Origin of the sequence: Paeniroseomonas aquatica (genome assembly GCF_030409335.1) — a bacterium.
Lineage (GTDB): Bacteria > Pseudomonadota > Alphaproteobacteria > Acetobacterales > Acetobacteraceae > Belnapia > Belnapia aquatica.
Genome location: NZ_JAUFPN010000153.1, coordinates 255,567 through 275,089, shown reverse-complemented (window position 1 = coordinate 275,089; position 19,523 = coordinate 255,567). Strand labels below are relative to the sequence as shown.

Annotated in this window: 20 protein-coding genes; 5 read left to right on the top strand and 15 right to left on the bottom strand. The window is 71.9% G+C overall.

The window, feature by feature from the left end:
- Nucleotides 1-11: 11 nt before the first annotated feature.
- The 10 genes from leuB to thrS form a co-directional block, all read right to left on the bottom strand.
- Nucleotides 12-1,127: a 3-isopropylmalate dehydrogenase gene (gene leuB / locus QWZ14_RS16475; protein WP_290317842.1), complete on the bottom strand. Its 1,116-nt coding sequence runs from the start codon at nt 1,125-1,127 to the stop codon at nt 12-14.
- Nucleotides 1,128-1,146: 19 nt separating this feature from the next.
- Nucleotides 1,147-1,758 (bottom strand): 3-isopropylmalate dehydratase small subunit, encoded by a 612-nt coding sequence (gene leuD / locus QWZ14_RS16470; RefSeq protein WP_290317841.1) that lies wholly within the window; start codon nt 1,756-1,758, stop codon nt 1,147-1,149.
- A complete protein-coding gene (gene leuC, locus QWZ14_RS16465) occupies nt 1,758-3,188 on the bottom strand; it encodes a 3-isopropylmalate dehydratase large subunit (RefSeq protein ID WP_290317840.1) in 1,431 nt (476 codons plus the stop codon). Before leuC ends, leuD begins: the two co-directional genes overlap by 1 nt.
- A gap of 70 nt (nt 3,189-3,258) precedes the next feature.
- Nucleotides 3,259-3,663, bottom strand: a complete 405-nt coding sequence (gene rplS, locus QWZ14_RS16460) for a 50S ribosomal protein L19 (RefSeq protein ID WP_290317838.1) — start codon at nt 3,661-3,663, stop codon at nt 3,259-3,261.
- 25 nt (nt 3,664-3,688) lie between these two features.
- Nucleotides 3,689-4,447: a tRNA (guanosine(37)-N1)-methyltransferase TrmD gene (gene trmD / locus QWZ14_RS16455; protein ID WP_290317836.1), complete on the bottom strand. Its 759-nt coding sequence runs from the start codon at nt 4,445-4,447 to the stop codon at nt 3,689-3,691.
- On the bottom strand, nt 4,444-4,962 hold the full coding sequence (rimM, locus tag QWZ14_RS16450; RefSeq protein ID WP_290317835.1) for a ribosome maturation factor RimM: 519 nt from the start codon (nt 4,960-4,962) through the stop codon (nt 4,444-4,446). The genes trmD and rimM overlap by 4 nt, the downstream gene beginning before the upstream one ends.
- Before the next feature lie 26 nt (nt 4,963-4,988).
- Nucleotides 4,989-5,330 carry a 30S ribosomal protein S16 gene (gene rpsP, locus QWZ14_RS16445; protein ID WP_290317834.1) on the bottom strand — a complete coding sequence of 114 codons (342 nt, stop codon included), beginning with the start codon at nt 5,328-5,330 and terminating at the stop codon, nt 4,989-4,991.
- Between the two features lie 33 nt (nt 5,331-5,363).
- Nucleotides 5,364-6,761: a signal recognition particle protein gene (gene ffh / locus QWZ14_RS16440; protein ID WP_290317833.1), complete on the bottom strand. Its 1,398-nt coding sequence runs from the start codon at nt 6,759-6,761 to the stop codon at nt 5,364-5,366.
- A 145-nt stretch (nt 6,762-6,906) separates the two neighbouring features.
- A complete protein-coding gene (infC, locus tag QWZ14_RS16435) occupies nt 6,907-7,419 on the bottom strand; it encodes a translation initiation factor IF-3 (protein ID WP_290317832.1) in 513 nt (170 codons plus the stop codon).
- 157 nt (nt 7,420-7,576) lie between these two features.
- A complete protein-coding gene (thrS, locus tag QWZ14_RS16430) occupies nt 7,577-9,541 on the bottom strand; it encodes a threonine--tRNA ligase (protein WP_290317831.1) in 1,965 nt (654 codons plus the stop codon).
- Nucleotides 9,542-9,671: 130 nt separating this feature from the next.
- On the opposite strand from thrS, the gene QWZ14_RS16425 reads away from it, so the two are divergent.
- Both QWZ14_RS16425 and QWZ14_RS16420 read left to right on the top strand, forming a co-directional pair.
- On the top strand, nt 9,672-11,105 hold the full coding sequence (locus tag QWZ14_RS16425; protein WP_290317830.1) for an NYN domain-containing protein: 1,434 nt from the start codon (nt 9,672-9,674) through the stop codon (nt 11,103-11,105).
- Between the two features lie 37 nt (nt 11,106-11,142).
- On the top strand, nt 11,143-12,606 hold the full coding sequence (locus QWZ14_RS16420) for a protein adenylyltransferase SelO (RefSeq protein ID WP_290317829.1): 1,464 nt from the start codon (nt 11,143-11,145) through the stop codon (nt 12,604-12,606).
- Nucleotides 12,607-12,612: 6 nt separating this feature from the next.
- Here QWZ14_RS16420 and QWZ14_RS16415 read toward each other — a convergent pair whose 3' ends face one another.
- The 3 genes from QWZ14_RS16415 to QWZ14_RS16405 all read right to left on the bottom strand — a co-directional run bounded on the left by QWZ14_RS16415 (nt 12,613) and on the right by QWZ14_RS16405 (nt 14,598).
- Nucleotides 12,613-13,269: a glutathione S-transferase family protein gene (locus QWZ14_RS16415; RefSeq protein WP_290317828.1), complete on the bottom strand. Its 657-nt coding sequence runs from the start codon at nt 13,267-13,269 to the stop codon at nt 12,613-12,615.
- Nucleotides 13,263-14,024, bottom strand: a complete 762-nt coding sequence (locus QWZ14_RS16410) for a class II aldolase/adducin family protein (protein WP_290317826.1) — start codon at nt 14,022-14,024, stop codon at nt 13,263-13,265. The genes QWZ14_RS16415 and QWZ14_RS16410 overlap by 7 nt, the downstream gene beginning before the upstream one ends.
- A 136-nt stretch (nt 14,025-14,160) precedes the next feature.
- Nucleotides 14,161-14,598: a M23 family metallopeptidase gene (locus QWZ14_RS16405; protein ID WP_290317825.1), complete on the bottom strand. Its 438-nt coding sequence runs from the start codon at nt 14,596-14,598 to the stop codon at nt 14,161-14,163.
- 316 nt (nt 14,599-14,914) lie between these two features.
- Between QWZ14_RS16405 and QWZ14_RS16400 the strand changes: the two genes are divergently transcribed.
- On the top strand, nt 14,915-16,102 hold the full coding sequence (locus tag QWZ14_RS16400; protein WP_290317824.1) for a fumarylacetoacetate hydrolase family protein: 1,188 nt from the start codon (nt 14,915-14,917) through the stop codon (nt 16,100-16,102).
- A 145-nt stretch (nt 16,103-16,247) separates the two neighbouring features.
- A complete protein-coding gene (locus QWZ14_RS16395; protein ID WP_290317823.1) occupies nt 16,248-17,066 on the top strand; it encodes an alpha/beta hydrolase in 819 nt (272 codons plus the stop codon).
- Here QWZ14_RS16395 and QWZ14_RS16390 read toward each other — a convergent pair.
- A complete protein-coding gene (locus tag QWZ14_RS16390) occupies nt 16,956-17,894 on the bottom strand; it encodes an SDR family oxidoreductase (protein WP_290317822.1) in 939 nt (312 codons plus the stop codon). The genes QWZ14_RS16395 and QWZ14_RS16390 overlap by 111 nt on opposite strands.
- Nucleotides 17,895-18,000: 106 nt before the next feature.
- On the opposite strand from QWZ14_RS16390, the gene QWZ14_RS16385 reads away from it, so the two are divergent.
- Nucleotides 18,001-18,789: a tetratricopeptide repeat protein gene (locus QWZ14_RS16385; protein ID WP_290317821.1), complete on the top strand. Its 789-nt coding sequence runs from the start codon at nt 18,001-18,003 to the stop codon at nt 18,787-18,789.
- 46 nt (nt 18,790-18,835) lie between these two features.
- Here QWZ14_RS16385 and QWZ14_RS16380 read toward each other — a convergent pair whose 3' ends face one another.
- Nucleotides 18,836-19,504, bottom strand: a complete 669-nt coding sequence (locus QWZ14_RS16380; RefSeq protein ID WP_290317820.1) for a glutathione S-transferase family protein — start codon at nt 19,502-19,504, stop codon at nt 18,836-18,838.
- Nucleotides 19,505-19,523: the final 19 nt, after the last annotated feature.

Sequence of the window (19,523 nt, the reverse complement as noted above, 5' to 3'; positions counted from 1 at the left end):
GCCGGAGGCGATCAGGCGGTCAGCTTCTCCAATTCGCGCATCACCGCCTCGCCCATCACGCCGGTGCCGACGCGGGCCATGCCGGTCTGCATGATGTCGGCCGTGCGCAGGCCGCCGCCGAGCACCTTCTCCACCGCCGTCTCCAGCAGGGCCGCGTCCTCCTCCATGCCGAAGGACCAGCGCAGCAGCATGGCGAAGGAGAGGATCTGGGCGCAGGGATTGGCGATGCCCTTGCCGGCGATATCCGGCGCGCTGCCGTGCACCGGCTCGTAGAGCGCGTGGCGCTTGCCCGAGGTGGCATCCACCGCGCCGAGCGTCGCCGAGGGCAGCATCCCGAGCGAGCCGGTCAGCGCCGCCGCCAGGTCGCTCAGCAGGTCGCCGAACAGGTTGGAGCCGAGGATGACGTCGAACTGCTTCGGCCGCGAGCAGAGCTGCATGGCGCAATTGTCGGCGTACATGTGCTCGAGCTGCACGTCGGGGTATTCGGCGCGGCCGATCTCCCCCACCACCGCCCGCCACAGCCGGCCGGACTGCATGACATTGGCCTTCTCGACCGAGGTCATCTTGCCCCGGCGCTTGCGCGCCAGGTCGAAGCCGACGCGGGCGACCCGGGCGATCTCGTCCTCGGTATAAACCTCGGTATCGACGCCGCGGCGCTTGCCGTCCGGCATGGTCTCGATCCCGCGCGGCTCGCCGAAGTAGATGCCACCCGTGGATTCCCGCACCACCATGATGTCCACGCCGCGGACCACGTCGGGCTTCAGCGAGGAGGCATCGACCAGCGGGTTCAGCACCAGCGCCGGGCGCAGGTTGGCGAACAGGCCGAGCTCCTTGCGCAGCCGCAGCACGCCGAGCTCGGGCCGGTTCTCGAAGGGCTGGCTGTCCCACTTCGGGCCGCCGACGCTGCCGAAGAGCACGGCATCCGCCGCCTTGGCGCGGGCCACGGTGGCGTCGGAGCAGGGGGTGCCCTCGGCATCGATGGCGGCGCCGCCGACCAGCCCCTCCTCGATCCGGAAGGTCACGCTGCGGCGGCGGTCCATCCACTCGATGATGCGGCGGACCTCGCGCATGACTTCGGGGCCGATGCCGTCGCCCGGCAGCATCAGCAGCGTCTTGTTGGCAGCCATTGGTCGGTTTCCTTCCGGCTCAGCCGTGCAGCCAGGGCTGGGCGGCCTGCTGCTTCGCCTCGAAGCTGTCGATGGAGGCGCCGTGCTGCATGGTTTGGCCGATGTCGTCGAGGCCGTTCAGCATCAGGTGCCGGCGCAGCGGATCGATCTTGAAGGGGATCTCCTCGCCCGAGGGGCGCACCACCACCTCGCGCTCGAGATCGACCGTGATCCGCGCATTGCCGCCGAGGCGGGCGTCCTCCATCAGCTGCTCGCAGACCTCGCGCGGCAGGCGGACCGGCAGCACGCCGTTCTTGAAGCAGTTGTTGTTGAAGATGTCGGCGAAGTCGGGGGCGATGACGCAGCGGATACCGAAGTCGAGCAACGCCCAGGGCGCGTGCTCGCGCGAGGAGCCGCAGCCGAAATTCTCATAGGCGATGAGGACCTCGGCCTTCCGGTACGGCTCCTTGTTAAGGACGAAGTCGGGGTTCTCCGACCCGTCCGGGTTGAAGCGCATGTTGGCGAACAGATGCTTGCCGAAGCCGCTGCGGCTGATCGACTTGAGGAAGCGGGCCGGGATGATCTTGTCGGTATCGACATTGGCGGCCGGCATGGGCGCGGCGATGCCGGTCAGCGTGGTGAAGGCCTGCATCACACGCTCTCCTTCGGCTGGTAGTCGCGCACATCGGCCAGGTGCCCGGCGATGGCGGCGGCGGCGGCCATGGCGGGGCTCAGCAGGTGGGTGCGGCCGCCCGGGCCCTGGCGGCCCTCGAAGTTGCGGTTGCTGGTGGACGCGCTGCGCTGGCCCGGCGTCAGCTTGTCCGGGTTCATGCCGAGGCACATCGAGCAGCCCGCCTCGCGCCACTCGAAGCCGGCCTCGGTGAGGATGCGGTCGAGCCCTTCGGCCTCCGCCTGCTTCTTCACCAGGCCCGACCCCGGCACCACCAGCGCGCGCACGCCGTCCGCCACGCGGCGGCCGCGGGCGATGGCCGCGGCGATGCGGATATCCTCGATCCGGCTGTTGGTGCAGCTGCCGATGAAGGCGACGTCGATCTTCAGGTCCTGCAGCCGCTGCCCGGGCGTGAGGCCCATGTACTCCACCATGCGGCGGAGCTGGGCACGGCGGGCCTCGTCGGCCGCCTCCTCCGGGTTCGGCACCACGCCGGTGATGGGCAGCACGTCCTCGGGGCTGGTGCCCCAGGTGACCTGCGGCGCGATCTCATGCGCGGCCAGCTTCACCACCGTGTCGAAATGCGCGCCGGCGTCGGTCGGCAGCGTCTTCCACCAGGCCAGCGCCTGCTCGAAGGCTTCGCCCTTGGGGCCGTTCGGGGTCTTCATGATGTAGTCGAAGGTGGTCTGGTCGGGGGCCACCATGCCGGCCCGGGCGCCGCCCTCGATCGACATGTTGCAGACCGTCATCCGCCCGGCCATGTCGAGCGCGCGGATGGCGTCGCCGGCGTATTCGATCACATGGCCGGTGCCGCCGGCGGTGCCGATCTTGCCGATGACGGCAAGGGTGATGTCCTTGCCGGAACAGCCGACCGCGAGGTTGCCCTCGACCAGCACCTGCATATTCTTCGCCGGCTTCTGCAGCAGCGTCTGGGTCGCCAGCACGTGCTCGACCTCGGATGTGCCGATGCCGAAGGCCAGCGCCCCCATGGCGCCATGGGTGCTGGTGTGGCTGTCGCCGCAGACGATGGTCATGCCCGGCAACGAACGGCCCAGCTCCGGCCCGATGACGTGCACGATGCCCTGGCGGGCATCCAGCAGCGGGATCAGCGGCATGCCGAATTCGACGGCGTTGCGCTCCAGCGTCTCCACCTGCAGGCGGCTTTCCGGATCGACGATCCCGGTGTAGCGGCTGGCATCGGTGGCGATGTTGTGGTCGATCACGCCCAGCGTCCGGTCGGGCCGGCGCAGCTTGCGGCCGGCGGCGCGGAGGCCGTCGAAGGCCTGCGGCGTGGTCACTTCATGGGTGAGGTGAAGGTCGATGTAGAGCAGGGCCGTACCGTCGGGCAGCGTCTCGACGACATGCGCGTCCCAGATCTTGTCGAACAGCGTGCGCGGCTTCTGCGCTGACATCTTGCTTGTCCCCTACCCAGTCAAAAGAACAGAAGCCCCGCTCCTTCCGGAACGGGGCATTCGGGGTATCTCAGGCCTTGGCTTCGGCCGGTGCGGCCTCGGCCTTGGCCGGCCGCGGGTCGCGCTTCTCGACGATGCGCGCCGCCTTGCCGGTCCGGCCCCGCAGGTAATACAGCTTCGCGCGCCGCACCTTGCCGCGCCGCAGCACCAGGATCTCGGTCACCGAGGGCGAGTACAGCGGGAAGACCCGCTCGACGCCCTCGCCGTAGGAGAGCTTGCGGACGGTGAAGTTGCTGTTCACGCCCTTGTTGCTGCGGGCGATGACCACGCCCTCATAGGCCTGGGTGCGGACGCGCTCGCCTTCGACGACGCGCACCATCACGCGCACCGTGTCGCCGGGGCCGAAGTCCGGCACGGCGCGGGCGGCGGAGAGGCGGGTGAGCTGTTCCGCTTCGAACTGCTGCAGCAGGTTCATGGCTTGGTCCTTCTCGTATCTTGATTTAGGCGGCGTCGGGGTGACCGGCAAGCGGCGCACGCGAAGCAGCGATGGGGTTGGCCGCGGCGTATCGCGCCCAGAGCTCGGGGCGGCGCTCGCGGGTGATGGCCTCGGCCTGCGCCCGCCGCCAGCGCGCGATCTCGGCATGATGGCCGGAGAGCAGCACGGGCGGCACGGCGCGGTCGTTCCAGACCGTCGGGCGGGTGTAGTGCGGGTACTCCAGCAGGCCCGAGGAGAAGCTCTCCTCCTCCCCGCTCTCGGCCGCGCCCATGACGCCGGGCAGCAGCCGCACGCAGGCATCGAGCAGCACCAGCGCCGCCGGCTCGCCGCCCGAGAGCACGTAGTCGCCGATCGAGACCTCGGTCATCGCCCGTGCCTCGATCACCCGCTGGTCGATGCCCTCGAACCGGCCGCAGAGCAGCACCACGCCGGGCGCCGCGGCGAAGCCGCGCACCATGGCCTGGTCCAGCGGCCGCCCGCGCGGCGTCAGCACCACCAGCGGCCGGTCCGGCCCCGCCGCCAGCGCCGCGGCGCAGGCCGCATCGACCACGTCCGGCCGCAGCACCATCCCCGCGCCGCCGCCGCAGGGCGTGTCGTCCACGCTGCGGTGGCGGTCGGTGGCGAAGCCGCGGATGTCGATGGCCTCCAGCGCCCAGCGCCCCTCGCGGAGCGCCTTCCCGGCCAGGGACTGGCCGAGCGGCCCGGGAAACATCTCGGGGAACAGCGTGAGGACGGAGGCTTGCCAGGGAGACGCAACAGTCATGCGGCATCCTCCGCACCGGGTTCCGGCCGCACCACGATCTCGTCCGGCGGGATCACCACCACGCGGCCGTCCCGGAGGTCGATCACCGGCACCGCCGCCCGGGTGAAGGGCACCAGCAGTTCCGGCGTCGCCTCGATCACCAGGAAGGCGCCGGCGCCATGGTCCTCCACCGCGCGGATCAGGCCGAGCAGCGCACCCGCCTCGGTCTCGGCCCGGAGGCCCAGCAGGTCGGCGAGGTAGAACTCCTCCTCCTCGGCCGGCGGCAGCAGCGCCCGTTCGACATACAGCCGTGTCCCGGTCAGCTTCTGCGCCGCGTCGCGGTCCGCCACGCCCTCGACCCGCGCCACCCCTTCCGAGAGCAGCGTGATGCCGTAGCGCCTGGTGCCGGCCTCGTCGGTCAGCGGGCCGTAGTCGGCGATGGCGGCGGGATCGGCGGTGAAGCTGCGCAGCTTCACCAGGCCGCGCACCCCGTGCGGCCTGCCGATCTCCCCCACCAATATCCGCTTGCCCGACACCGGCCCTGGTCCCTTGGCTTAAGGTCTTAGCCGGCCGCCGCTGCGGCGGCCGCGGCGCGCTCCTGCGCCTTCTTCTTCGGCAGCGACTGCTTCGGCTGCTCCGGGAAGACCGGCATCGGCGCGAGGTCGGCCTTGCCGAGGAACTTCGCCACGCGGTCGGTCGCCACGGCGCCCTCGCCCAGCCAATGCTTGATGCGCTCGTCGACCAGCCGCACCCGGTCGGTGTGGTCGGAGGGCAGCATCGGGTTGTAGCTGCCCAGCTTCTCGATGAAGCGGCCGTCGCGCGGGCTGCGGCTGTCGGCCACCACGATGTGGTAGTAGGGACGCTTCTTGGCGCCGGCGCGTGCGAGGCGGATCTTCAGGCCCATGGTATCAATGTCGCTCCGTGTGGTGGGTGGGGGTCAGTAGGGACGCCGTCCGCCGGGGCCTTGCTTCCCCTGCGGCATCAGCGCGGCGAGGCCGCCGCGCATCATCCCCTTCTGGCCGAGCTTGCTCATCCGCTTCATCATCGCGGACATCTCGTCGAATTGCTTCAGCAGCCGGTTGACCTCCTGCACCGTGGCGCCGCTGCCGGCGGCGATGCGCCGCTTGCGGGAGGCCTTGATGAGGTCGGGCACCCGCCGCTCCTTCACCGTCATGCTGCCGATGATGGCGGCCTGGCGCTTCAGGATGGTGGTGTCGAGGTTGGCGCCCTCGAGCTGCTGCTTGATCTTGCCCACGCCCGGCAGCATCCCGAGGATGCCGGACAGCGAGCCCATCTTGCCGATCTGCTTCAGCTGGCTCGCGTAGTCCTCCAGCGTGAACTGGCCCTTCTGCATCCGGGCCGCCATCTTCTCGGCGTCGGCCTGGTCGATGGTCTCGGCCGCGCGCTCGACGAGCGAGACGATGTCGCCCATGCCGAGGATGCGGGAGGCGATGCGGTCGGGGTGGAAATCCTCCAGCGCATCCAGCTTCTCGCCGGCGCCGAGCAGCTTGATCGGGGCGCCGGTGACCGCCCGCATGGACAGCGCCGCGCCGCCGCGGGCATCGCCGTCGATCCGGGTCATGACGATGCCGGTGACGCCCACCGTGTCCTGGAAGGCGCGGGCGGTGTTCACCGCGTCCTGGCCGGTCATGGCATCGACCACCAGCAGGGTCTCGTGCGGATGGGTCGCGGCCTTCACCGCCGCCACCTCCGCCATCAGCACCACGTCGATGGCGAGCCGGCCGGCGGTGTCGAGGATGACCACGTCGAAGAGCTCGCGCCGCCCGAGGTCCATCGCCCGCTCCGCGATCTGCAGCGGCGTCTGGCCGGCGATGATCGGCAGGCTGGCGACGCCCACCTGCTTCGCCAGCGTCTCGAGCTGCAGCTGCGCCGCGGGGCGGTGCACGTCGAGCGAGGCGAGCAGCACCTTCTTCTTGTCGCGGTTCTTCAGCCGCAACGCGATCTTGCCGGAGGTGGTGGTCTTGCCCGAGCCCTGGAGCCCGACCATCAGGATCGGCACCGGCGACGGCGCATTGAGGTCGAGGCCACGGGCCCCGGTATCACCCTCGCCGCCGCCGAGCGCTTCCACCAGGCAGTCGTTGACGATCTTGATGACCTGCTGCGCCGGCGAGACGCTGCGCAGCACCTCCTGGCCCACGGCGCGGTCCCGCACCTTGGTGGTGATGTCCTTCACCACCGGCAGGGCGACATCGGCCTCGAGCAGGGCGACGCGGACCTCGCGCAGGGCCTCCTGGACGTCGGCATCGGTCAGCGCGCCGCGACGGCGGAGCTTGTCGAAGACCCCGTTCAGCTTGCTGGATAATGCCTCGAACATCGGACCGACCCGTACCCTTCCCGCCAGACCATAACGTATCGCGCCGCTGCGCGAGACTTCGCGGAGCGACGGAGCCCCCTGCCCGGCAGGGGACCTACTTGACCGAAGTCCGGACGCCTAAGACCCGGCGTCCCGAACGTCAAGCCTATTTGGGCGCCAGCACCATGATCATCTGGCGGTTCTCGAGCCGGGGCATCTGCTCGACCTTGATGGTCTCGCCCAGCTCCATCCGGATGCGCTCGAGCACCTTGATGCCGAGATCCTGGTGGGCCATCTCGCGGCCGCGGAACCGCAGGGTCACCTTGACCTTGTCGCCTTCCTCGATGAAGCCCTTCATCTGGCGCATCTTCACGTCGTAGTCATGGTCGTCGATGTTCGGGCGAACCTTGACTTCCTTGATCTCGACGACTTTCTGCTTCTTGCGGGCCTCGTTGGCCTTCTTCTGGGCCTCGTACTTGAACTTGCCGTAGTCGGTGATCTTGCAGACCGGGGGCACCGCGTTCGGGCTGATTTCGAGCAGATCCAGCCCGACCTCGAAAGCCTTCAGCATGGCCTCGCGCGCCGTCATGACGCCGAGCATCTCGCCGTCCTGATCGATCAACCGGACCTGGGGGACGCGAATTTCTTCATTGACCCGCGGTCCGTCGCGGGTCGGCATCTGGTTCGAAACGGGACCTCTGGCTATGGTCGTCTCCTGTCGACGTGTTGGTCTGTAGTTATGGGCCCTGCCTCACGCCGCTGCAACAGCAAGCGCCAGCGCCCGGCTTCCCCGCACCGCGAAGCAACCGGCGCAAGCCCTTGTTCCGCAACGCTGATCAGGCCACCGCGGCCTCGGCATCACAATCGGCCTGCCTGAGATCGGGCGGGGTTGCCTCCCGCGCGAGCAGCGCCACCGCCTCGGCCAGCGGCAGGGTCACCTGCTCCCGGCCGGGCAGGCGGCGCAGCACCAGGCTGCCCTCCTCGGCCTCCCGCCGGCCCACCACCGCCAGCACCGGCACGCGCTGGTCGATGTGGTCCACCACCTTGCGGTTGATCTTCTCGTTGCGCAGATCGAGGTCGACGCGCATCCCGGCCTTGGCCAGGGCCGCCGCCGCCTCCCGCGCGAAGCCGTCGGCGTCCGAGACGATGGTGGTCACCACCACCTGAACCGGGGCCAGCCACAGCGGGAAGCGCCCGGCATGCTGCTCGATCAGGATGCCGATGAAGCGCTCGAAGCTGCCGAGGATGGCCCGGTGCAGCATGACCGGGCGGCGGCGGGTGCCGTCCTCGGCCACGTATTCCGCATCCAGCCGCTCCGGCAGGACGAAATCGACCTGCAGCGTGCCGCATTGCCAGTCGCGGCCGATGGCGTCGCGCAGGACGAATTCCAGCTTCGGGCCATAGAAGGCGCCCTCCCCCGGGTTCAGCTCGTAGTCCACGCCGGCCGTCCGGCAGGCCTCGCGCAGGGCGCCCTCGGCCTGGTCCCAGACCGCATCCTCGCCCGCCCGCTTGGCCGGCCGGTCGCTGAACTTCACCCGGAAGTCGGCGAAGCCGAGGTCGCGGTAGATCGAGGACAGCAGCGCCACGAATTCCACCGTCTCGGCCGCGATCTGCTCCTCGGAGCAGAAGATGTGGGCGTCGTCCTGGGTAAAGGCCCTGACCCGCATGATGCCGTGCAGCGCCCCCGAGGGCTCGTAGCGGTGGCAGGAGCCGAATTCCGCCATCCGCAGCGGCAGCTCGCGGTAGCTGCGGAGCCCCTGGTTGAAGATCTGCACGTGGCAGGGGCAGTTCATCGGCTTCAGCGCCAGGACCCGGTCCTTCTCGGACTCGTCCTCGACCCGGGCGATGAACATGTTCTCCCGGAATTTCTCCCAGTGGCCGGAGGCCTCCCAGAGCTTGCGGTCGACCAGCTGGGGGGTCTTCACCTCCTGGTAGTCGGTCCGGTCGAGCCGGCGGCGCATGTAGTCCTCCAGCACCCGGTAGAGCTTCCAGCCCTTGGGGTGCCAGAAGATGCTGCCGGTCGCCTCCTCCTGGAGGTGGAAGAGGTGCATCTCGCGGCCGATCTTGCGGTGGTCGCGCTTCTCCGCCTCCTCCAGCTGGTGGAGGTAGGCGTCCAGCTCCTTCTGGTCGCGCCAGGCGGTGCCGTAGATGCGCGACAGCATGGCGTTGCGGTGGTCGCCGCGCCAATAGGCCCCGGCCACCTTGGTCAGCTTGAAGGCGCCGCCGATGTCGCCGGTGCCGCGCATGTGCGGGCCGCGGCAGAGGTCGATCCAGTCGCCCTGGGAATAGAGGCTGATCTCGACGTCGGTCGGCAGGTCCTGGATCAGCTCCGCCTTGTACTTCTCGCCCTTGTCCTTGAAGAACCCGATGGCTTCGTCGCGCGGCATGACGCTGCGCACGAAGGGGGCGTTGCGGGCGATGATCTCCCGCATCTTCGCCTCGATCGCGCCGAAATCCTCCGGCGTGAAGGGCTCGTTGCGGGCGAAGTCGTAGTAGAAGCCGTTCTCGATCGAGGGGCCGATGGTCACCTGGGTGCCCGGGTAGAGCGCCTGCACCGCCTCGGCCAGCACATGCGCGGTGTCGTGCCGGATCAGCTCCAGCGCCTCGGGGTCGCGGCGGGTGATGAAGCGCACGGCGGCGTCCGCCGTGATCTCGGCCGCGAGGTCGCGCGTCGCGCCATCCACCTGCATGGCGAGCGCCGCCTTGGCGAGGCCGGGGCCGATCGCCGCCGCGACGGCAGTGCCCGTCACCGGCCCATCGAAGGCGCGGACGGACCCGTCGGGTAGCGTGATCGCAGGCATGGGAATGGCGTTTCCTGTCAGGGGGCGTGGGGCGCGGACCATGGGCAGCGCGGGCGCCGCTCGTCAAGCGCCGCGCTTGCGGCACCGCGGCAGGGCGCCGATATTCCCCCGCCGTCTGGAGTCATTCCCTGTGCCGGAGCCGCGCCGCGCCGCTCTCTATGTCGATTTCGACAATGTCTTCTCGACCCTCGCCGCCCTCGACGAATGGGCCGCCTGGAGCTTCGCCGCCAACCCCGGCCGCTGGCTGGACTGGCTGGCGGAGGCCCTGCCCGGCGGCCCGCGCCGGCTGCTGGTGCGCCGCTGCTACCTGAACCCGGCCGGCTGGACCGAGCCGGAGGCCGGCGGCGGCCTGGCCCGCTGGCTCGGCCAGCCCCGCATCTACTACAGCCGCTTCCGCGGCGACTTCGTCCGCGCCGGCTTCACCGTGGTGGATTGCCCGCGCCTCGCCCGGCTGAAGAATGCCGCCGACATCGTCATGGCCCTCGATATCGCCGATGCCATCGGCCATGCCACCCGCTTCGAGGAATTCCTGATCCTCTCGGGCGACAGCGACTTCACCCCGCTGCTGCACCGGCTGCGGGAGCATGACCGGCGGACGCTGGTCATCACCCACGACGCCTCCGCCCTGGCCTTCCGGGCCGCCGCCGATGCCGTGCTGCCGCTCGGGGATTTCGCCGAGGCGGCGCTGCTGCCCGAGCCGGCCGGGCCGGTGCCGGCCCTCCCGGCGGTATCCTCCGGCGCCCACCCGCCCGCCGCGACGGAGCCGGATGCCGTCGCCGACCCCGGCGAGCCGGAGGCCCAGCGCAGCACCATCCTGGCCGCGCTCCGCCGCATGGTGGCCGCCGCGGCGGACCCGCTGCACCTGCCGGCGCTGGGCAAGCGCATCCATGTCGAGTGCGGCGGCTGGGTCCGGCGCAGCCGCTTCGGCGGCGCCGGGACGCTGGCCAAGCTGATCGAGGGCGCCCCCGACCTGATGCTCGAGGCCGGGCCAGGCGGCGGCTGGCTCTATGACCCGCGCCGGCACGAGCCGCCCGCCCTCGCCCAGGCGGAGACGGGGAATGACCCGCTCTCCCGCGCCCTGGCCGAGCTGCGCCCGGCCACCGCGGAGGGTACCGAGCTGCCCCGCCTCGGGCCGGAGGAGCTGGAATTCGTGCTCGACCGGCTGGCGAGCCTGCTGCCGCTGCCGGGCGGGCCGGGCGGGGCGGCCCGTGCCGCCCTGGTCTCGGAGGCGATCGGCGCCGGCTTCGACGTGCCGGCCCGGGCGGTGGACGTGCTGGTGCAATGGCTGCTGCGCGCCCGCTTCGACTGGCAGCCGGCCCCCGAGCCCGCCGATACCGCCGGCCGCCTCCGCCGCGCCTTCTATGCCGCGCTGACCCGCCAGGCGACCGCCGCCGGGCTGCGGCTGCGGCCGGAGACCCTGGCGGCGCTGCGCGACTGGATCGGCCTCACCGCCCGCCGCAGCGAGGAGCCGGCGGCGGAGCTGCCGCCCGATACCGCCCCCGCGTTGACCCAGGCCCCGGCGATGCCCACCTCCCCGGTTGCCGCAGACACCATAGACCCTTGAAGGCGGGGCCCGCCCGGGCGCCGCCGGAGGCCGCGCCATGCCCGTCCAGATCGATTTCGACACCAGCTACACCCGCCTGCCGGAACGCTTCTTCGCCCGGCTGGAGCCGCGTCCGGTCGCCGCGCCGCGGCTCATCCGGCTCAACGGGCCGCTGGCCGAGCAGCTCGGCCTCGATGCCGCCTGGCTGGCCAGCCCCGAGGGCGTCGCCATGCTGGCCGGCAACGACCTGCCGGAAGGCGCCGCCGCCCTGGCCTATGCCGGGCACCAGTTCGGCAATTTCGTGCCGCAGCTCGGCGACGGCCGCGCCCTGCTGCTGGGCGAGGTGGTGGGCCGCGACGGCCAGCGCCGCGACCTCCAGCTCAAGGGCTCCGGCCGGACGCCCTTCTCCCGCGGCGGCGACGGAAGGGCGGCGCTCGGCCCGGTGCTGCGGGAATACATCGTCTCCGAGGCCATGGCGGCGCTCGGCGTGCCGACCACCCGGGCGCTCGCCGCCGTCACCACCGGCGAGAGCGTCTGGCGCGAGACGGCGCTGCCCGGGGCGGTGCTCACCCGCGTCGCCGCCAGCCACATCCGGGTCGGCACCTTCCAGTTCTTCGCCGCCCGCGGCGATGCCGAGGGGGTGCAGCTGCTGGCCGACCATGCCATCGCCCGGCACTACCCGGCGGCGCTCGCGGCGCCCAACCCCTACCGCGCCCTGCTCGAGGCGGTGGTCGCGGCCCAGGCCGGGCTGATCGCGCAGTGGCTGCTGGTCGGCTTCATCCATGGGGTGATGAACACCGACAACTGCGCCATCTCGGGCGAGACCATCGACTACGGGCCCTGCGCCTTCATGGATGCCTACGACCCGGCGACGGTCTTCAGCTCGATCGACCAGGCCAGCCGCTACGCCTACGGCAACCAGCCGCGCATCGCCCAGTGGAACCTGACGCGGCTGGCCGAGACCCTGCTGCCGCTGCTCGACGCCGACCAGGACCGGGCGGTGGCCCAGGCGCAGGAGGCGCTGGCCGGCTTCGGCCCGATCTTCCAGGGCGCCTGGCTCGCCGGGCTGCGGCGCAAGCTCGGGCTGCTGGAGGAGCGGCCGGAGGATGCCGAGCTGGCCCAGGCGCTGCTGACCGCCATGACGGAGAACCAGGCGGACTATACCCTGACCTTCCGCGGTCTCGGCGCTGCCCTGGCGGGCGAGCCGGCGCCGCGGGCGCTGTTCGCCGACCCCGCGGCCTATGATGCCTGGGCCGAGCGCTGGCAGGCCCGGCTGGCCCTGGAGGCGACCGACCCGGCGACCCGCCTCGCCACCATGCGCGCCGCCAATCCCGCCTTCATCCCGCGCAACCACCGGGTGGAGGCGGCGCTGGCGGCGGCGGTCGAGCGCGAGGACTTCGCCCCCTTCGAGGAGCTGCTGGCGGTGCTGACCCGGCCCTACGAGGACCAGCCCGGCTTCACCCGCTACAGCCTGCCGCCCGAGCCCGAGGAGCGGGTGCTGGCGACCTTCTGCGGCACCTGAGCCGGATCAGGCTGGCTCCGCCTCCCGCGCCGCCATCATCGCCCGGAAGGCCGGGCGGGCGTGGCAGGCCTCGAGCCAGGCGCGGAGCGCCGGATGCGGGGCGAAGAGCTCCGGCGCCGGCATGGCGTAGCGGAGCACCTCCGACAGGGTGATGTCGGCCACGGTGAAGCGGCCGCCGACGGCGAAGCCGGTCGCCGCAAGCGCCTTGTCCAGCACCGCGAAGGGCGCGCGCAGCGCGGCGACCGAGGCGGCGGCGAGGGCGGCGTCGCGCTCCGCCGGCGGCCTGGCCGCCAGGTTGTACAGCACCTGGATGGCATGCGGCTCCACCTCGGTCGCCGCCCAGAGCGACCACATGCCCATCAGCCCGTCCTCGGCCGCATCCGCCGGCCCCAGCGCGCCGCCGTAGCGCCGCGCGAGGTAGAGGTTGATGGCCAGCGATTCGTGCAGCACCAGCCCGTCGTCGTCGATGCTGGGGATGCGGCCGTTCGGGTTCACCGCGAGGAAGGCGGGCGAGCGGGTGTTCAGCGGCGCATCCGCCGCATCCGGGTCGGCCAGCCGATAGGACTGGATGACCGGGACGTGGCGGAAGGGCAGGCCGATCTCCCCGGCCAGCCAGAGGTTCCGCGAGGCGCGGGAGCGATGGACGCCGTAGATCGTCAACACCGGTACTTGGCGCCCTTGCGGTCGATGGCGCGGACCAGGCCCTGGAATTCCAGCAGGCCGTATTCCGGCGTGGCGCGCAGCTTCTTCATGCGGGCGGCGGCGCGGTCGATGATGTAGGGCTCGATCGGCACCGGCGGCTCATCCAGCTGGCGGGCCATGAGTTCGAGTTCGCAGGCGCGCTCGAGCATGTAGAGGCGCATCATGGCGCCGTGGATGGTCTCGCCGAGCGTAAGCAGGCCGTGGTTGTGCAGCACGACGCAGGTGCCGCCCTTGCAGGATTCGGCCAGGGCGTCGCATTCCTCCTGCGAAGTCGGCACGCCGTATTCGTGGTAGACCACCTCGTCGTAGACGTGCAGCGCATCCTGGCTGATCGGGCGCAGGCCGCGCTTCATCAGCGAGACGCCGCCGCCGGCCCGGGTATGGGTGTGGAGGACGCAATTCGCATCGGGACGGCCGATGTAGACGCCGCTGTGGATGGTGAAGCCGGCGGCGTTGTAGCGGCCCTGGTCGCCGATGACGTTGCCCTTGAGGTCCATCTTCACCAGCGAGGAGGCGGTGACCTCGTCGAAGGTCTCGCCGTAGCGGTTGATCAGGAAATGCTCGGGCTCGCCGGGGATGCGGGCTGACATGTGGGTGTTGATCAGGTCGGTCCAGCCGAGGTCGTGGCAGACGTGGTAGAGCGCGGCGAGGTCGCAGCGGGTCTGCCACTCGGCATCGGACATGTCGGAGCTGGCGAGTTTCATGGCTGATGACATCGGGGATTCCCTTCGCATGCTGTCCGGCCGTAGCCGGGCCAGGACCGTTCGGGCGGATCGTCAAGGCGGGGCCGGCACAGCCTGCCGGACGGGGCATGGTGCGCGAGGGCGGCGCGGGCCGCAAGCCGAACTCCGGTCAGCCGCCGCAGCTTTCGAGGCGGAAGTGCGGCGCCGGATCCTGCCGCACGCCGTTCAGCCAGAGCTCGAGGTGCAGGTGCGTGCCGTAGGTGATGCCGGTGCGGCCGACCCGGCCAAGCGGCTCGCCCCGGGCCACCGCGCGGCGGCCGCCGGCGAGCGCCGGCACGACGGTGCCGAGATGGGCATAGCGGGTCAGCCAGCCACCGGCGTGGCGCAGGTCCACCTCCAGCCCGGCGGCGCCGCGGCGGCGGATGGCGACCACCTCGCCGGCGGCGGCGGCGCGGATCGCGGCGCCGGCCGGGGCGGGCAGGTCGATGCCGCCATGCAGCCGGGAGGCCCGCGGCCCGCCGGCCGGGCGGGCGCCGAAGGGCGAGGAGATGCAGGCGGGGGAGACCGGGGGCGCCCAGGCGGGGGCCGGGGGCGTGTCGAGGGGCATGCGGCGCAGCGTCCGGGGCGAGGCCCGGGGTCGTCAAGGCGGGGCTTGGCGCGGACCGGCCGGGCGCCCTCAATTCCGCTCAAATCCCCTCAATTCCCCTAAATTTCCTGGGCTCGCGCTGCCCAAACCACTGAATCGAAACACAATAAAATTTATTGCCGGCTGCGCCGCGGCGGCGGCCGGCAGCGCTCACGGCGATGCCTTTGATTATATTCCTATAGCCCGACCCGGGCCGGAGGGCAAGGCAAACCCGTCGCCGGGGGGGGCTTCGCGGCGCTCCCCGGCCCCCCTAAGAATGGCGCAAAGGGAGAAGACCATGACCATGCGCCTCGACAGCACGGCCTGGCTGGCGGATTGCCTGCCGCAGGACTGGAAGGACGGCAGCTTCGCCGCGCGGATCATGACGGCGGAAGGGCCGAGCGTCCTCGCCCTGCTGCAGGGCGCGGCCTTCGACATGACCCCCGCCTTCGGCACCAGCAGCGCCTGGCTGAACGAGCCCGACCCGGTCGCCGCCATCCGCCACCGCGGCGTCCCCATCCCGCTCGACCTCCCGGCGGTGCTGGCGAACAGCGCGCATGCGGCGCGCGATACGGCGAAGCCCTGGCTGCTGGCGCCGGTCGACCTGCAGGCGGTGAAGGCCTGCGGCGTGACCTATGTCCGCTCCATGCTGGAGCGGGTCATCGAGGAGCGCTGCCGCGGCGATGCCTCCCAGGCGGAGACGGTGCGGGCCGAGGTGCGGGCCATCATCGGCGACGACCTCTCCGAGTTGCGGCCGGGCAGCGCCGAGGCGGCGGCGGTCAAGGCGACGCTGGTCGGGAAGGGCTGGTGGAGCCAGTACCTCGAGGTCGGCATCGGCCCGGATGCCGAGATCTTCTCCAAATGCCCGCCGATGGCCTCGGTCGGCATCGGCGCCAAGGTCGGCGTGCATCCGAACAGCGCCTGGTCGAACCCGGAGCCGGAGGCGGTGCTGGCGGTGAATGCGCGCGGCGCCATCCTCGGCGCCATGCTGGGCAACGACGTGAACCTGCGGGACGTGGAGGGGCGGTCCGCCCTGCTGCTGGGGCGGGCGAAGGACAACAACGCCTCCTGCGCGCTGGGGCCGCTGCTGCGGTTGTTCGATGCGGGCTTCACCCTGGAGGACGTGCGGCGGGCGGAGCTGACCCTGACCATCACCGGCCGCGACGGCTTCGCGCTGGAGGAGCGCGGCATGGTCGGCGCCATCGCCCGCGACCCGACCGAGGTGGTGGACCAGATGATCGGGCCGCACCACCAGTACCCCGATGGCGCGGTGCTCTTCCTCGGCACCCCCTTCTCGCCCAGCAAGGACCGTGGCGAGGCGGGCCAGGGCTTCACCCATCATCCCGGCGACGTCGTGCGGATCGCCACGCCGCGGCTCGGGGCGCTGGTGAACGAGGTGGATCGGACGGATGGCTGCCCGCCCTGGGTCTTCGGGACGGGCGCGCTGTTCGCCAATCTGGCAAGGCGGGGATTGCCCAGAGCGTAAGCAAGGAAGGCCCAGGAGAAAGCATTCTCCCAGGCCCTCTTCTATTTCCATTCGTTTTCAGTGAGGCATTGGCCATGGGCGGACTCACAAAAAGGAAGGATGGAGCTCGAGGAAGGAACACTTTTCCTTCCTCGACCTTCCTCCGATGACCGAGGAGCACGGCCGCCTCGACCGCGGCGACGGCGTCGCGCTGGCCTGGCGCCGCATCCCCGGCCGCGGCCCCGGGGTGGTCTTCCTCGGCGGCTTCAACAGCGACATGACCGGCAGCAAGGCGGAGGATCTTTCGGCCTTCTGCGCCGCGCGGGGCCAGGCCTTCCTGCGGCTCGACTACAGCGGCCACGGCGCCAGCGGCGGGCGCTTCGAGGATGGCACCATCGGCCGCTGGGCCCAGGATGCGGCCACGGCGATCGCCGCGCTGACCGCCGGGCCGCAGGTGCTGGTCGGCTCCTCCATGGGCGGCTGGATCGCGCTGCTGCTGGCGGTGCGCCAGCCGGAGCGGGTGGCGGCGCTGGTCGGCATCGCCGCGGCGCCGGACTTCACCGCGCGGATCGAGGCGCTGCTGCCGGCCGAGATCCAGGCGATCATCGCCCGCGACGGGGTCTGGCACCGGCCGAGCCAGTATGGCCCGCCCTACCCCATCACCCGCCAGCTGCTGGAGGAAGGCCGCCGCCATCTGCTGCTGCGGGCGGCGGTGCCCATCACCGTGCCGATCCGGTTGCTGCAGGGCCAGGACGACCCGGACGTGCCCTGGGACACCGCGCTGAAGATCGCCGCGGCGGTGACCGGGGCGGACGTGCAGGTGGTGCTGGTGAAGGACGGCGACCACCGGCTCTCCCGGCCGCAGGACCTGGCGCTACTGCGGCGGGTGGTCGGCGAGCTGCTCGGCCCCCCCTTGCTCGGCCGCCAGGATGGCGGCGAGGCCGGCGCGGTAGCCGGGGTGGCGCCACCGGATGCCCAGCGCTGACTTGGTCGCGGCATTGGCGACCTTGCGGTTCTCCGCCCAGAAGCTGCGGGCCATGGGGGACATGCCGGCGGCGGCCTGCTCGTAGGGGATGGCCGGGGGCGGCGCCACGCCGAGCAGCCGGGCGGCTTCCGCCACCACCTCGGCGCTTTCCGCCACCTCGTCGTCGACCAGGTTGAGGATGCGCCGGCCGGGCGGCAGCGCCTGGCCGATGGCGGCGCCGACGGCGAGAGCGATGTCGTCGCGGTGGATGCGGCTGAAGGCATGGCCGGGCTTGACGGTGCGGCGGGCGGTGCCGGCGCGGAGCTCGTCGAAGGCGCTGCGCCCCGGGCCATAGATGCCGCCGACCCGGAAGATGTCGACCGCGAGGCGGGCGGCGAGGGCGCCCCAGGCCTGCTCGGCCTCGAGCCGGCGGCGGGAGCGGTCCTGGCCGGGCGCGGGGGGCGTCGCCTCGTCGACCCAGCCGCCGCCGCGGTCGCCGTAGACGCCGGTGGTCGAGAGGTAGCCGACCCAGCGCAGGGCCGGCGCGGCGGCGATGGCCGTGGCATGGGCGGCGAGCACCGGGTCGCCGGCCTCCCCGGGCGCGGCGGTGACCAGCAGGTGGGTGGCGGTGGCGAATGCCGGGCCGGCGGCGGCGAAGGCGATGACGCCGACGCCGGGCGGGGCCGCGCCGCGGGACGGGTCCCGGAAGGTGCCGGTCACCTGCCAGCCGGCCGCCAGCGCCTCCCGCGCCACGGCGCTGCCGCTGTAGCCGAGGCCGGCGATGAGGAGGTGCCCCGGAGGCGCCGGGGCGGGCGGGACGGTGGGCGGGATGGCGGGCGGATGGGTCATGCGGATGATCTGGCGCGGCGATGCGGCGGATGCCAGGGCTGGTCATCGCGGCCCGATGACCGGCCGGGCGATGTCCCTGCGGCGGGCTTTGCCCTAGACTGGCCGCGTGACACTCCTTCGCCCCATCCTGCTCGGTGCCTGCTCCGTCCTGCTGCTGGCCGCGGCCGGCGAGCGGCCCCCCGACGGGCCGCGGCTGGCCGAGGGCGCGCAGTACGACGCCTGCCTCGGCCAGATCCGCACCGATGCCGAGGGCGCCCGGTCCATGGCGGAAGCCTGGGAGGCGTCCGGCGGCGGCGAGGGGGCGCGGCATTGCGGCGCGCTGGCGCTGCTCGGCATGGGCGAGCCGGAGCGGGCGGCGGAGCGGCTGGAACAGCTTGGCCGGGCCAGCCGCGCCGGCGCGGCGCTCCGGGCCTCGCTCTTCGCCCAGGCGGGGCAGGCCTGGATGATGGCCGGCGACGGCAGCCGGGCCTTCGGCGCCACCACCATGGGGCTGGCCCTGGCACCGGACGACACCGAGCTGCTGCTGGACCGCGCCGTGGCGCTCGGCACCCTCTCCCGCTTCGCCGAGGCGCTGGAGGATGCGGACCGCGTGCTGGCGCTGAACCCGGACCGGGCCGAGGCCTGGGTCTTCCGCGCCGCCGCCAACCGCCACCTGGACAAGGTCGGCCAGGCCGCCGAGGACGTCGCCCGGGCGCTGGCGCTGGCGCCGGAGAATGCCGAGGCGATGCTGGAGCGGGGGATCATCCGGCAGATGCAGGGCGATACCGCCGGGGCGAAGCAGGACTGGGAACGGGTCGCGCGACTGGCGCCGGGCAGCGCGACCGCCGACCTCGCGCTGCAGAACCTGGCGCTGAACGAGGCCGTGCCGACGCCGCGGCGACCGCAGCGGCGCTAGCGCGCCGTCATCCGGGGCGCCGGCTGATCAAGCGCCGGCCCGCCCTTCAGAAGTCGGGGTTGTCGTAGTGCTCGGGCGGGGTCAGGCCGCTGACCCGGTCGGCCAGGATGGCGCGGAAGCAGGGGCGCGACTTCATCCGCGCGTACCAGTCGCGCGCCGCGTCGCTCAGCTCCCATTTCACGTCGCCGATGTAGTCGAGCGCCGAGAGGTGGGCGGCGGCCGCGAAATCCGCCAGGCTGATGTGCGGGCCGGCCAGCCAGGCCCGGTTCTCCGCCAGCCAGCCGAGATAGGCCATGTGCGGGCGCATGTTCTGGTAGCCCGCCCGCATCGCCGTCGCATCCGGGTTGCCGCGGCCGAGCAGCCGCTTCATCTGCTTCTCGAACAGCAGGTTGCGGGTGACCTCGGCGTTGAACTTGCCGTCGAACCAGGCGACCAGGCGGCGGACCTCGGCCCGCTCCCCCAGGGTGCGGCCGAACAGCGGCACGTCCGGGTAGGCCTCGTCGAGGTATTCGCAGATGGCATAGCTGTCGGCGATGGCGAAGCCATTCTCCTCCAGCAGCACCGGCACGGTGACCGCGGCGTTCATCGCCTCGAATTCCGGCCGGCGCTCCCAGACGCGCTCGATCCGCAGCTCGAAGGGGATGCGCTTTTCGGCCAGGGCAAGGCGGACCTTGCGGCAGAACGGCGAGAGGGGGATGTGGAAAAGGGTACGCACGGACGCGTTATGGCACCCG